The sequence below is a fragment of the Mycobacterium sp. NGS62 genome (assembly GCF_059812285.1).
The window spans coordinates 190,071-203,080 of the sequence record NZ_JCALCK010000005.1; the positions used below are offsets into that span (position 1 = coordinate 190,071).

At 66.0% G+C, this 13,010-nt stretch carries 12 protein-coding genes; 2 read left to right on the forward strand and 10 right to left on the reverse strand.

Annotated elements, in window-relative coordinates; translation table 11 throughout:
- Positions 1–6: 6 nt before the first annotated feature.
- The 4 genes from rpsG to AC5Y49_RS15325 all read right to left on the reverse strand — a co-directional run bounded on the left by rpsG (position 7) and on the right by AC5Y49_RS15325 (position 2,949).
- Positions 7–477, reverse strand: coding sequence for a 30S ribosomal protein S7 (gene rpsG, locus AC5Y49_RS15310; RefSeq protein WP_499888383.1), 471 nt, complete (start codon positions 475–477; stop codon positions 7–9).
- Positions 477–851 (reverse strand): 30S ribosomal protein S12, encoded by a 375-nt coding sequence (gene rpsL, locus AC5Y49_RS15315; protein ID WP_003879423.1) that lies wholly within the window; start codon positions 849–851, stop codon positions 477–479. The genes rpsG and rpsL overlap by 1 nt, the downstream gene beginning before the upstream one ends.
- A gap of 277 nt (positions 852–1,128) precedes the next feature.
- On the reverse strand, positions 1,129–2,244 hold the full coding sequence (locus tag AC5Y49_RS15320; protein ID WP_499888815.1) for a mechanosensitive ion channel family protein: 1,116 nt from the start codon (positions 2,242–2,244) through the stop codon (positions 1,129–1,131).
- Positions 2,245–2,325: 81 nt separating this feature from the next.
- Positions 2,326–2,949 (reverse strand): TetR/AcrR family transcriptional regulator, encoded by a 624-nt coding sequence (locus tag AC5Y49_RS15325; RefSeq protein WP_499888385.1) that lies wholly within the window; start codon positions 2,947–2,949, stop codon positions 2,326–2,328.
- Between the two features lie 215 nt (positions 2,950–3,164).
- Here AC5Y49_RS15325 and AC5Y49_RS15330 point away from each other — a divergent pair, with 215 nt between their 5' ends.
- The gene (locus AC5Y49_RS15330; RefSeq protein WP_499888387.1) at positions 3,165–3,542 is read left to right on the forward strand and encodes a DUF3060 domain-containing protein; all 378 of its coding nucleotides are present in this window, start codon (positions 3,165–3,167) and stop codon (positions 3,540–3,542) included.
- Positions 3,543–3,596: 54 nt separating this feature from the next.
- On the forward strand, positions 3,597–4,028 hold the full coding sequence (locus AC5Y49_RS15335; protein WP_499888389.1) for a DUF3060 domain-containing protein: 432 nt from the start codon (positions 3,597–3,599) through the stop codon (positions 4,026–4,028).
- Here AC5Y49_RS15335 and AC5Y49_RS15340 read toward each other — a convergent pair.
- The 6 genes from AC5Y49_RS15340 to AC5Y49_RS15365 all read right to left on the reverse strand — a co-directional run bounded on the left by AC5Y49_RS15340 (position 4,025) and on the right by AC5Y49_RS15365 (position 13,004).
- A complete protein-coding gene (locus tag AC5Y49_RS15340; protein ID WP_499888390.1) occupies positions 4,025–4,789 on the reverse strand; it encodes a crotonase/enoyl-CoA hydratase family protein in 765 nt (254 codons plus the stop codon). The two genes, AC5Y49_RS15335 and AC5Y49_RS15340, sit on opposite strands and share 4 nt — an antisense overlap.
- Positions 4,786–5,508 (reverse strand): PaaX family transcriptional regulator C-terminal domain-containing protein, encoded by a 723-nt coding sequence (locus tag AC5Y49_RS15345; RefSeq protein ID WP_499888817.1) that lies wholly within the window; start codon positions 5,506–5,508, stop codon positions 4,786–4,788. The genes AC5Y49_RS15340 and AC5Y49_RS15345 overlap by 4 nt, the downstream gene beginning before the upstream one ends.
- A 15-nt stretch (positions 5,509–5,523) precedes the next feature.
- Positions 5,524–6,462: a crotonase/enoyl-CoA hydratase family protein gene (locus AC5Y49_RS15350; protein WP_499888392.1), complete on the reverse strand. Its 939-nt coding sequence runs from the start codon at positions 6,460–6,462 to the stop codon at positions 5,524–5,526.
- Positions 6,459–8,087 (reverse strand): acyl-CoA dehydrogenase family protein, encoded by a 1,629-nt coding sequence (locus AC5Y49_RS15355; protein WP_499888394.1) that lies wholly within the window; start codon positions 8,085–8,087, stop codon positions 6,459–6,461. The genes AC5Y49_RS15350 and AC5Y49_RS15355 overlap by 4 nt, the downstream gene beginning before the upstream one ends.
- 69 nt (positions 8,088–8,156) lie before the next feature.
- Positions 8,157–8,909 carry a deoxyribonuclease IV gene (locus AC5Y49_RS15360; protein WP_499888396.1) on the reverse strand — a complete coding sequence of 251 codons (753 nt, stop codon included), beginning with the start codon at positions 8,907–8,909 and terminating at the stop codon, positions 8,157–8,159.
- A gap of 144 nt (positions 8,910–9,053) precedes the next feature.
- Complete coding sequence (locus tag AC5Y49_RS15365; protein WP_499888398.1) at positions 9,054–13,004, reverse strand: DNA-directed RNA polymerase subunit beta'; 3,951 nt, start codon at positions 13,002–13,004, stop codon at positions 9,054–9,056.
- Positions 13,005–13,010 lie beyond the last annotated feature (6 nt).

A 13,010-nucleotide genomic window follows, 5' to 3' on the forward strand; every position in this document is an offset into this window, starting at 1 on the left:
GGCTCCCTACCAGCGATAATGCGCGAAGGCGCGGTTGGCCTCGGCCATCTTGTGAGTGTCCTCACGCCGCTTGACGGAGGCCCCAAGGCCATTGCTGGCATCCAGGATCTCGTTTGCCAACCGCTCGACCATGGTCTTTTCCCGGCGTTGCCGGGAAAAACTGACCAGCCAGCGCAGCGCCAGCGTGGTCGACCGCTCCGGCCGCACCTCGACCGGCACCTGATAGGTGGCGCCACCGACTCGGCGGCTGCGGACCTCCAGGGCCGGTTTGACGTTGTCCAGAGCCCGCTTGAGAGTGATCACCGGATCGGTGCCAGTCTTGTCCCGGGCTTGTTCGAGCGCACCATAAACAATGCGTTCGGCCAGCGATTTCTTCCCTTGCAGGAGAACTTTATTCACCAGCTGGGTAACCAGCTGCGACCCGTAGACCGGGTCGTTGACCAGCGGACGCTTCGGCGCGGGACCCTTGCGCGGCATCAGCTCTTCTCCTTCTTGGCGCCGTAACGGCTGCGAGCCTGCTTGCGGTTCTTGACGCCCTGGGTGTCCAGCGAGCCGCGGATGATCTTGTAGCGCACGCCCGGCAGGTCCTTCACCCGGCCGCCGCGCACCAGGACCATCGAGTGCTCCTGCAGATTGTGGCCTTCGCCGGGGATGTAGGCCGTGACCTCAACCTGACTGGTCAGCTTGACACGCGCCACCTTCCGAAGCGCCGAGTTCGGCTTCTTCGGGGTCGTGGTGTACACGCGCGTGCACACGCCACGGCGCTGCGGGCTGCCCTTGAGGGCCGCGGTCTTGACCTTGCCGATCTTGTCGCGGCGTCCTTTGCGGACCAGCTGCTGAATGGTTGGCATCTACCGGCTTTCTGTTTTTCCGTCTCTGTCCTGCTGTTATGCCCTGCCGCAGTACCCCGCGGCCGGGTGTGTCGCACGCGCCTGCCCCGGATTCAATCCGTAGCGTCATGGACATGCGAATTGGCCCGGCGTGCGCACCTTACGTCCCCAAGGCGCCCTACGCCGCCAGGCGCGAGTATCCACAATACCCGCCGCTAGTCGAGCAGGTCAAAGCGGCGACGGCAGCCCCGGCTGCGGCCCGCCCAGGCCCACGCCTTTGTGCTCCGCCGCGACGCTATTACGCCCCGCCGCGGGCGTTGCCGGCCCCCACCAGTTCGGCGTCGCTGCGCGAGGGCGACCCTTCGAACCGCCAGCGCGGCAGCGCGCCCGGGTGGGTGCGTTGCAGCCAGTCGACCAGGCCTTCGCGCACCGCGCATCGCAGGGTGAACAGGTCACCGGAGTTCGACGCGCTGAGCGTGACCCGCACCCGCAGAAAGCCGCCGACCGCGTCGAGCACCACCAGCGAGCCCGAGCGGCCGTCCCACAGCTCGTTCTCGGCGAGCAGGCGTTGCAACTCGGCACGCATCTCGTCCACCGGGACGGTGAAGTCCACATCGAAGACCACCGTGCCGAGCAGGTCGGTGGAGTAACGCGTCCAGTTCTCGAAGGGTTTGGTGGTGAAGTACGTGGTGGGCAGCACCAGTCGGCGCTGATCCCAGATCTGGACCACCACGTAGGTCAGGGTGATCTCCTCGATGCGGCCCCACTCGCCTTCCAGCACCACCACGTCGCCGACCCGGATCGCGTCCGAGAACGAGATCTGCATCCCGGCGAACACCGCGCCCAGCGAGGTCTGCGCGGCAAGACCGGCCACCACCGACAACACCCCGGCCGAGGCGAACAGCGTCTTGCCGACCTGGGTGAACGACGGGAAGGTCATCAGCGCCGCGGCGGCCCCGAGCACGATCAGGATGGCAATCGCCAGTCGCCGCAGCGTCATGGCCTGGGTCCGGATTCGTCGGCGCTGCCGGTCCGCGTCGGCGATACCGGCGTCACCGCCGGCGAAGCGGGCGATGGTGCGCCGCTCCGCGACCTGAACCAGGCTGGCGAACAGCCAGGTGGTGGTCGCGATCGTCACGATGCGCAGCAGGTGATCGACGTTGTCCCGCCAGGACACCGACGCATCGATGGTCGCATCCACGGCGATGTGTGCGGCGATCACCATGAGTAGGGCGCGAAACGATCGGCGGGTCAGGGTGTCGACGTCCTGGATCAACTCGCTGCGCCGGCCGATGCGGCGCAACAGCCAAGACACCCCCCAGCCCAGCAGGTAGGCGCCGGCGGTGGCGCCCGCCAGCCAGGCCAGGACGACGGCGAGATGGGTAGCGGACTCAAGCTGGAACTCCTCGGGCATGGTGACAACAGCTCCGTGGATCGGGTGCAAATTCTCCACGAGTCTAGGGGCCCGCCTGGCCCGGCCTACCTACCGCGGCGCTTACCTGCTGCGGCGCTCCATTCCGGACGCCAACCGCAGCACCATGTCGGAAAACACCACGTCGGTGTCGATGTCGTCCATGACACCGGTCATTTCCAGCAACACGAAACCGTGCAACGCCGACCAGAACTCCAATGCCGCATAGAAGGCCTGTTCGCCGTCGAGACCGTACGAGGACAACACCGCGATCACCGGGGCGGCGGCGCTCCGGGTGGCGGCGGCGTACTCGGGGTCATCGCCACCGAGTGGCATCCGGGTGAACGCCGAATACCGACCGGGGTGGTGATGGGCATAGCTGCGGTAAGCGCCCGCCATGACCAGGACCGCGTCGTCGGGGGCGCGGCCCTCACCGACTCGATTCAGCATGGTGATGATGTCGTCGATCACCCGCGTCCGCACTGTGCGGCGCAGATCTTCCAGGCTGTGCACATGGTTGTACAGCGACGGGCCCTTGGTGCCCAACTGGGTGGCCAGCGCGTTGATGGTCAATGCGTCCCAGCCTTCCCGGTCGAGGAAGGTCAGTGCGGCATTGATGATGATCTCGCGGCTGAGTTTGGTTGGTCGGGCCGCAGCCTTGCCGGCGGCACGCGACCGACCAACCTGTGGTTCCGGTTCAGCTGCCACGGCGATCGCCCTTCGGTTCACGTCGACCCGTCTTTGCAATGCACCAGGGTCAGCGAAGAACTCTAGTCCGGCGACGACGCGGGCCGTCGGAGGTAGGCCCGAGAACAACTCCGGACCATCAAACCCATCCGCAAATGGAGGAAGCCGGCCACCACCTAAGACAATGCACGTAGGCTCAGTCGAGCAATCACGCGCCATGGCGAGAGGACCCCGCGGTGAAATCGACAAGCCTGGGCCGAACATTGGTCGCCTGCGCGATCACCATCCCGCTCATACTGGCGGTCGGAGCGCCGGCCGCACACGCCAAAAACGGCGACACCCACATCACCGGAGAAGGCGTCGAGACGACGGTGGACTGCAACAATGCCACGCTGATCGTCAACGGGACCTTCAACACGGTCAACGCGCTGGGTACCTGCTGGGCGGTGACGGTGATGGGTACGAGCAACACCATCGTCGCCGACACGGTTCTCAACGACATCACCGTCTACGGCACTGACGAAACGGTGTACTTCCACAACGGTGACCCGGTCATCTGGGACCGCGGCCGTGAACTGGGCATGACCAACCGCATCAATCGCGCCGCAGTGTGAAAGTCCGCGGACGCTGATTGACGTTCACCCACTACCCGGACGAATCGAGGAGAAATGCACGCGTACAGCGGCGGCCGCTCTCGGGCATCGGTAGCCGGGGCGCTCGCCGTCACCGCACTGGCAGTATTCGGGCTGGCCGGCTGCGGGTCGAATGACAAGAACGCGACACCGTCGACGACGAGCACGACCGAAAGCACCGGTGCACAGTTCGAGCTCGGGAACGTTATCAACTACGGATCGTTCGGCACCACAACGGATCTCGATTGCGGTGACGGGAAATCGCTCAACGTTGGCGGCTCCAACAACAAGTTGACCGTCAAAGGCACGTGCTCGACGGTCAGCATCGGCGGCGCGGACAACAAAATCACCTTCGACAAGATCGACAAGCAACTCAACATCGTCGGCTTCAACAACACCATCAGCTACAAAAACGGCAAGCCGACGGTCGAGAACCTCGGCTCGGGCAACAAGGTCAACGAGGGTTAGCTGCTCGCGCCATGCCGGCCGGCGCCGGCTGCGAAGCGGCCCGCTCCTGCCGTCGCCTCAGTCTTGACGCGGGAGATGCTGGCGAATTCATAGTCCAACGCGTCTGATTCGACCATCCCCCACTGGTGCAGCGCCGACAACCGATCTGATCGCATGCACTGCTGCGGCAGTGCGGCCAGCTGCGCTGCCAACTCCTCGGCGGCGCTGCGGGCCTGCCCCTTGGGCACGACGCGGTTGGCCAGGCCGATCGCCTGGGCTTCCGCGGCGTCGACGCCGCGACCGGTCAGGATCATGTCCATCGCCCGGCTGTGCCCGATCAGACGCGGCAGTCGGATGGTGCCGCCGTCGATTAGCGGCACTCCCCAACGACGGCAGAACACGCCGAACACGGCGTCCTCCTCGGCGACCCGCAGATCGCACCACAACGCCAACTCCAGCCCACCTGCTACCGCATAGCCGCTGACCGCGGCGATCACCGGTTTGGACAACACCATCCGGGTGGGCCCCATCGGGCCCGGCCCGGTCCGGTGCACGGCGTTGGCGTCAGTAGTGCCAAACGCCTTCAAGTCTGCTCCCGCGCAGAATGTTCCGTGGTCGCCCCACAGCACCGCCACCGATGCGGCGTCATCCCGGTCGAACTCTTCGAATGCGGAGAACAGGGCCGCGGCTGTCGGGCCATTGACGGCGTTGCGGGCCTCCGGCCGATTCAAAATCACCGTGGTAACCGGCCCACTGCGCTCGACACGCACCGGATCACTCATGTCGCCTCCACTAATCGGATACCGTCGCGCCGCGCGGTCAGTTCGGCGGCAAAGTCGTTGTAGGCTGCCCGCAGCCCCTCGCCCGGCCAATCCGCGGGTAACAGTTCAGTCGGCAGCATAGGGTCACTCAGCAGATGGCGCACGATCGCGGCGGCCACCGTGAACCGGGCGGGAACGTCGGTGGCAGATGACATCTCGTCGAGCATGCGATAGCCGGCCCGTGCCCACGTCGGCAAGTCCCACAGCTGGCCGGCCAGCTCGCCGGGCGCGTCGTCGCGAGCCTTCACGATCCGTACCCGGTCCCGGATGTCTGGCTTCAGTTCGAAGTCGAGGTTATCGGGGCGCATCCATACCCCTTCGCGTAGCTCACCGAATCTTTTGCCGTGCAAAGTGTTTCGTAGATCAGCGCGGCTGCGGGCGTCGGTGCCGACGCTGGTGACGATCACCATGGTCCAGTCGCCATGCCAGCGCCGCACGCGCAGGCTGATCGCCTCGTCCTGACGGCGCTGGCGGGCCAACAGCCGGTCGGAGAGCCGGTAGCCGTCGGCCGACCGGATCAGGTCTCCGGCGCTGACCATCCGGGTCAGCGCCACTCGTAACGTGGTTTCCTTGATACCGAAATCGCTGGTGAGCCTGATCAATTCGGCTGCGCTGGCCCAGGCCGGGTGAGCGCCGAGCAGCACGGACAACACCACCGACCGAGCTGTCATGCGTGCCAGCGTCCTGGGCATCGCCTACACCTCAGATGCTCTGCGGCCGTAGTCCCCGAAGGACTCGTCACGGTGCCGGACCGCGTCGCGGAAGCCGTGCTCGACCGCATCGGCGACGAACGCGTGGCCTTCGGGCGTGTGCCGGGCCACGCCGTCGAACACCGTGCTGACCATCCGGCTGGTCGCCACACCTTGTTGCAACAGCGCGGTGTTGAGTGCGAGCTTGACCATGATGAGCTGGTTGACCGGCACTGCGGCGATGCGTTCGACGAGTCGTTCGGTGCGTTCGTCGAGATCTTTCGGGTCGGGTGCCTCAACCGCCAGTCCCCATTCGGCGGCTTGGGCGCCGGTGATGCAATCGCCGGTCAGCAGAAGGCGTTTGGCGCGCTGGTCACCGAGCCGGTGCGCCCACAGTCCGGCGGCCGGCACGCCCCACACCCGCGTGGGCGGATAGCCGATTTTGGCGTCGGAGGCGGCGATCACCTGGTCGGCGTGCAGCGCGATGTCGGTGCCGCCGGCCACGCAGTAACCGTGGATCTTGACCACCGTGGGCTTGTCGGCGTGCATCAGGCTGGAGAACCCGCGCACGAACCGGCTCATCATCTGGTAGTCGACCATCGGGTCCCAGGGCTGGTTCGGCAGGTGGTTGACGGCCTGGGTTTTGCCGTCGAGCACGGTGCCCTTGTAGGTGCTGCCGCCACCGGCTGAGGACGAGCCTTCGGCGTAGGCGCTCAGATCGAAGCCGGCGCAGAACCCTTCGCCCCGACCCGACACCAAGATCACGTGCACGTTGGGATCGAGGTCCGCCCGCTCGACCAGCGCTGACAGCTCTAACGGGGTGTCGGCGATGATCGCGTTGCCCTTTTCGGGCCGGTTGAAAGTGATTCGGGCAACCCGGTCGGTGACCTCATAGGTCATCGTTTTCAAGTTGTCGAAGTCGACCGGTCTGATCGCGTGCGTCATCCCTTGACCATTGCACGCTCGAGAATCGGCGCGAGATCCAGGCCAGTGGGCATGGTTCCGTAGGCGCCGCCCCACTGTCCTCCGAGCCGGGTGGCCAGAAATGCCTCAGCGACAGCGGGATGACCGTGCCGCACCAACAGCGAGCCCTGCAGCGCCAGGCAGATGTCCTCGGCGACCTTACGGGCCCGGTATTGGATGGTCTCGAGATCCGCCAACTGTGGCTTGAGCCGGTCGACGTGGGCGTCCAGCCGTGGATCGTGGCCGGCGGTGTTGGCCAACTCGGCGAAGAGCACGTCGACGCATTCCGAGCGGGTTCCCATGGCGCGCAACGTGTCCAGGGCGCTGACGTTGCCAGAGCCCTCCCAAATTCCCATCAGCGGCGCTTCGCGGTACAGCCGCGGCATACCGAAGTCCTCGATGTAGCCGTTGCCGCCCAGGCACTCCATCGCCTCGGCGGCGTGCGGGGTGGCGCGCTTGCACACCCAATACTTGGTCGCGGCCAATCCGATGCGGCGCAGCAGCGTCTCGGTCTCGTCACCGCGTACCGCGTTGTCGGTGGCGCCGGCCATCCGCATCGCCACCATGGTGGCCGCCTCAGCCTCGACAGCCAAGTCCGCCAGCACATTACGCATCAGCGGCTGATCGATCAGGTAGGCGCCGAACGCCTTGCGGTGCTGGGCATGATGGACAGCACGGGTCAGTCCGCTGCGCATACTGGTGGCGCTGCCCAGCGCGCAGTCCAGCCGAGTCAGGTTGACCATCTCGATGATGGTCGACACTCCGCGGCCTTCCTCCCCGACCAACCAGGCGGTGGCGCCGTCGTACTCGACCTCGCTGGAGGCGTTGGCATGGTTGCCGAGTTTGTCCTTGAGACGCTGCAGGAACATGCGGTTGCGGGTGCCGTCGGGCAGCACCCGGGGCAGCAGGAAGCACGACAAGCCATCAGGTGCCTGTGCGAGCACCAGGAAGATGTCGCACATCGGCGCCGAGGTGAACCACTTGTGACCCGTCAGACTGTAGCTGCCGTCGGCATTGCGGGTGGCCTGGGTGGTGCCGGCACGCACATCAGAGCCGCCCTGCTTTTCGGTCATCGACATGCCGGCGGTGATACCGGCTTTGGTTGTCGGCACTGTCAGGTCCGGGTCGTACTCGCGGCTGGTCAGCAGCGGTTCGTAGATGTCGGCGAGCTCAGGGTTGCATCGCAGCGCCGGCACGACGGCATAGGTCATGGAGATCGGGCACATGTGGCCGGGCTCGGCGGTCCACACGCCGGTCTTGGCGGCGCGCACAACGTGTGCGCCCGGCCGCGAATCCGCCCACGGGGCGGCGTGCAGGCCGTGGGCAATAGCGGTGCGCATCAGCTGGTGGTAGGCCGGGTCGTACTCCACCTCGTCGAGGCGGTGGCCGTAGCGGTCGTGGGCATGCAGGATCGGCCGGTTGCGGTCGGCCAGCTCGCCCCACCGTTGGGTTTCGGCGCTGCCGGAAATCGCGCCGACTTCGGTGACCTCGTCGAGGCCCCACTGCCCGCCCTCGCGGATCAGCGCCTCGGTCAGAACGGGTGACGACGCGGGGTTGTAGTCCTCCAGCGGCGGGACCTGGTTGGTGACGACATGGGTATCGGGCATGAGTCCAGTGTTACATTTTGTCGACAACTGTTCAAGAGGTGTAATGACCCTCGACTGAGACGGCCACCGCTAGCTGAGGTGGTCGCGCAGAAAAGCGATGTCGTCCTTGCGGCCCTGGTCGGCGGTTTCGCAGATGACCGGCGCGCTGGCGGCCTTGACGACGGCCACCAGCAGCTCCGGATCGATCTGGCCGGTGCCGAAGTTGGCGTGCCGGTCGGCACCGGAGCCCGCGGCGTCCCTCGAGTCGTTGCAGTGCACCAGGTCGATGCGGCCGGTCAGCGCCTTTATCCGGTCGACCGCGTCAATCAGCTCCTCGCCGGCGGCCCAGGCGTGGCAGGTGTCCAGGCAGAACCCAATTCCCTTGTCGCCGATGTGATCCCACAACCTGCCGATGGTGTCGAAATGACGGGCCATCGCATGGTCGCCGCCAGCGGTGTTCTCCAGATATACCTGCACGTCGGTCTCGAGGTAGTCCAGCGCTTTGACCCACCGCCCGAAGCCGGCGTCCATATCGTTGTCATCGGCGTGGCCGCCGTGCACGATCACCGCCGTCGCATCGATGGCCGCGGCCGCGTCGCAGGTGTCCTGCAGAATCTTGCGCGACGGGATGCGGATGCGGTTGTTGGCCGAGGCCACATTGATGAGGTACGGCGCGTGGACGTACAGCGGCATCGTCGACGCCTTCAGCGTCTCAGCGTCGTCGCGCGGCTTGGGCTTCTTCCAGCTCTGCGGGTTGCCCAGGAAGAACTGCACCACGTCGGCGCCGTCGGCCTGGGCCGTGGCCAGGGGATCGTCTTGGTGGACATGCGAACCGATGAGCACGCGGCCAGTCTAGTGCGAAGGCATGACGCGAACGTCACGCCAGCGCGGCACTGGGACGCGACGGCCACGCTGGCGTGACGCTCGACGCGGCGAGGGGCAAAGAGAAAGCCCCGGGGCATGGGACCCGGGGCTTTCTCGTGCTAGTTACCGGTAGTCGCTGTAGCCGTAGTCGTCCAGCGGGACCGCAGCCCCAGTGGCGGCACCGAAATCCGGGCTGTAGTACTGATCCTCGTAGGACGGGATCGTGTACGCGGCGGCCCGGGCCTCCTCGGTCGGCTGCACCTGGATGTTGCGGTAGCGGTTGATCCCGGTACCGGCCGGGATCAGCTTGCCGATGATCACGTTCTCCTTCAGACCGTTGAGCCGGTCGCTGCGGCAGTTGATCGCCGCATCGGTCAGCACTCGAGTGGTCTCCTGGAACGACGCCGCGGACAGCCACGAATCGGTGGCCAGCGACGCCTTCGTGATACCCATCAGCACCGGGCGACCGGCGGCGGGCTCGCCGCCCTCGGCCACCACCCGACGGTTCTCGGCCTCGAACTCCGCGCGGTCGATCAGCGAGCCGGGCAGGAATTCCGTTGAGCCCGAGTCGATGATCGTCACCCGGCGCAGCATCTGCCGCACGATCACCTCGATGTGCTTGTCGTGGATCGACACACCCTGTGCCCGGTAGACCTCCTGGACCTCCTTGGTCAGGTGGATCTGCACCTCGCGCGGGCCCTGCACGCGCAGCACCTCGTGCGGGTCGGCGGAGCCTTCCATCAACTGCTGGCCGACCTCGACGTGGTCGCCGTCGGCGAGCAGCCGCTCGGTGCCGTCCTCGTGCTTGAACACCCGCAGCCGCTGACGCTTGGAGAGCTTGTCGTAGACCACTTCCTCGCCACCGTCGTCCGGGACGATGGTGATCTTGTAGAAGCGCTCACCCTCCTCGAGGCGGACCCGCCCCGTGACGTCGGCGATCGGCGCTTTACCGCGCGGGATGCGGGCCTCGAAGAGCTCCTGGACCCGGGGCAGACCACCGGTGATGTCCTCGCCGACACCACCCTGGTGGAAGGTGCGCATAGTCAGCTGGGTGCCGGGCTCGCCGATGGACTGGGCCGCGACGATACCGACGGCCTCACCGATGTCGACCAGCTTGCCGGTCGCCATCGAGCGCCCGTAACACGTCGCGCACACGCCGGTGCCGGTCGCGCAGGTCAGCACCGACCGCACCTTCACGTGCGTGATGCCGGCCGCCAGCAGCGCGTCGATCTCGGGGTCGCCCAGATCGTGACCGCGAGCAACCACGACCTTGCCCTTCTCATCAACCGCGTCGGTGCCCAAAGTGCGGGCATAGGCCGACGTTTCGATGAACGGGTCGCGGATCAACGCGCCGTCGGGCTGACGCTCGGCGATCTCGACCGTGATACCGCGCTCGGTGCCGCAGTCCGCCTCGCGCACGATGACGTCCTGGCTCACGTCGACCAGACGACGAGTCAGATAGCCCGAGTCGGCGGTACGCAACGCGGTGTCGGCCAAGCCCTTCCGCGCGCCGTGGGTGTTGATGAAGTACTCCAACACCGTCAGGCCCTCACGGAACGACGACTTGATCGGCCGCGGGATGAACTCACCCTTCGGGTTGGTCACCAGACCCTTCATGCCGGCCAGCGTCCGGGTCTGGGTGAAGTTACCCGTGGCACCGGAGTCGACGATCGTGATGATCGGGTTGTCGGCCGGGTAGTGCTCGCGCAGCGCGTTACCGACCTCGTCGGTGGCTTCCTTCCAGATCTCGACCAAGTTCTCGTTGCGCTCGTCGTGGTTCAAAGCGCCACGCTGATACTGCTTTTCGACCTTGTCGGCCCGTTCCTCGTAGGAATCGAGGATCTCCTGCTTGCGCGGTGGTACCAGCACGTCGGCCATCGACACCGTCACCCCGGAGCGGGTGGCCCAGTGGAAACCGGCGTCCTTGAGCTTGTCGACGGTTTGGGCGACGACGATCATCGGGTAACGCTCGGCCAGATCGTTGATGATCGCGGCCTGCACCTTCTTGTGCATCTGCTTGTTCACGAACGGGTAGCCCGTGGGCAGCAGCTCGTTGAACATCACCCGGCCCAGCGTGGTCTCGGCGATCCAGGAATCCCCCGGCTGCCAACCATGTGCGCCGAACAACTCGGCCTCGACCTCGGCGGGCGGACGCAGCTGCTCCAGCCGCACCTTGATCTTGGCCCGCACGCTCAACACGCCGCGGTCGGCGGCCATGATCGCCTCAGCAGGCGATGCGTACACGCCCGTCTCTGCGCGGTCTTTGGCAGCGGCCACGTATTCGCCGGTGTCGCCGTCGACTTCGGTCGTCAGGTAGTACAGCCCGGTCACCATGTCCAGTCGCGGCATGGCCAGCGGACGACCCGACGCCGGCGACAGGATGTTGTTCGACGACAGCATCAGGATGCGGGCCTCGGCCTGCGCCTCGGCGCTCAACGGCAGGTGCACCGCCATCTGGTCGCCGTCGAAGTCGGCGTTGAAGGCCTCACACACCAGCGGGTGCAGCTGAATGGCCTTGCCCTCCACCAGCATCGGCTCGAAGGCCTGAATACCCAACCGGTGCAGAGTCGGTGCGCGGTTCAGCAGTACCGGGTGCTCGGCGATGACCTCTTCGAGCACATCCCACACCTGCGGACGCTGACGCTCCACCATCCGCTTGGCGCTCTTGATGTTCTGCGCGTGGTTGAGGTCGACCAGCCGCTTCATCACGAACGGCTTGAACAGCTCCAGCGCCATCAGCTTGGGCAGACCGCACTGGTGCAGCTTGAGCTGCGGGCCGACCACGATGACCGAACGGCCCGAGTAGTCCACCCGCTTACCGAGCAGGTTCTGCCGGAACCGGCCCTGCTTACCCTTGAGCAGATCCGACAGCGACTTCAGCGGGCGGTTACCCGGCCCGGTGACCGGCCGGCCGCGACGGCCGTTGTCGAACAGCGCGTCCACCGACTCCTGCAGCATCCGCTTCTCGTTGTTGACGATGATCTCGGGCGCACCCAGATCGATCAGCCTCTTGAGTCGGTTGTTGCGGTTGATCACCCGGCGGTAGAGGTCGTTGAGGTCGGACGTGGCGAACCGCCCACCGTCGAGCTGCACCATCGGGCGCAGCTCCGGCGGGATCACCGGCACCGCGTCGAGCACCATGCCCATCGGCGAGTTGCCCGACTGCTGGAACGCCGCGACCACCTTGAGCCGCTTGAGGGCGCGAAGCTTCTTCTGCCCCTTGCCGTTCTTGATGGTGTCGCGCAGCGACTCGGCCTCGGCGTCGATGTCGAAGTTCTCGATCAGTTTCTGGATCGACTCCGCGCCCATCGCGCCGGTGAAGTACTCGCCGTAGCGGTCGACCAGCTCGCGGTAGAGGTTCTCATCGACGATCAGCTGCTTGGTGGCCAGCTTGGTGAACGTCGTCCAGATCTCGTCCAGCCGGTCCAACTCGCGCTGCGCGCGGTCGCGCAGCTGACGCATCTCGCGCTCACCGCCGTCGCGAACCTTGCGCCGCGCATCGGCTTTCGCGCCTTCGGCCTCCAACTCGGCCAGGTCGGCTTCCAGCTTCTGGGCGCGGGCCTCCAGGTCCGCGTCGCGCTGGTCCTCGATGGCCTTCTTCTCGACAACCATCTCGGCCTCGAGAGTGGACAACTCGTTGTGCCGCAACTCGTCGTCGACGCCGGTGATGACGTAGGCGGCGAAGTAGATGATCTTCTCGAGATCTTTGGGCGCCAGGTCCAGCAGGTAGCCCAACCGGCTCGGCACACCCTTGAAGTACCAGATGTGGGTCACCGGCGCGGCCAGCTCGATGTGGCCCATCCGCTCGCGACGCACCTTGGCCCGGGTCACCTCAACGCCACAGCGCTCACAGATGATGCCCTTGAAGCGCACGCGCTTGTACTTGCCGCAGTAGCACTCCCAGTCGCGAGTCGGTCCGAAGATCTTCTCGCAGAACAAGCCATCCTTCTCTGGCTTGAGCGTGCGGTAGTTGATCGTCTCCGGCTTTTTGACCTCGCCGAAAGACCAGTTGCGGATGTCCTCCGCGGTGGCCAGGCCGATACGGAGTTCATCGAAGAAGTTGACGTCTAACACGTAACT

Bases quoted from the DNA above. Each gene is read 5' to 3' on its own strand.
- AC5Y49_RS15335 (WP_499888389.1), top strand. From the start codon at position 3,597: ATGCACGCGTACAGCGGCGGCCGCTCTCGGGCATCGGTAGCCGGGGCG.
- AC5Y49_RS15350 (WP_499888392.1), bottom strand. From the start codon at position 6,462: ATGACGCACGCGATCAGACCGGTCGACTTCGACAACTTGAAAACGATG.
- AC5Y49_RS15340 (WP_499888390.1), bottom strand. From the start codon at position 4,789: ATGAGTGATCCGGTGCGTGTCGAGCGCAGTGGGCCGGTTACCACGGTG.
- rpsG (WP_499888383.1), bottom strand. From the start codon at position 477: ATGCCGCGCAAGGGTCCCGCGCCGAAGCGTCCGCTGGTCAACGACCCG.
- AC5Y49_RS15320 (WP_499888815.1), bottom strand. From the start codon at position 2,244: ATGCCCGAGGAGTTCCAGCTTGAGTCCGCTACCCATCTCGCCGTCGTC.
- rpsL (WP_003879423.1), bottom strand. From the start codon at position 851: ATGCCAACCATTCAGCAGCTGGTCCGCAAAGGACGCCGCGACAAGATC.
- AC5Y49_RS15355 (WP_499888394.1), bottom strand. From the start codon at position 8,087: ATGCCCGATACCCATGTCGTCACCAACCAGGTCCCGCCGCTGGAGGAC.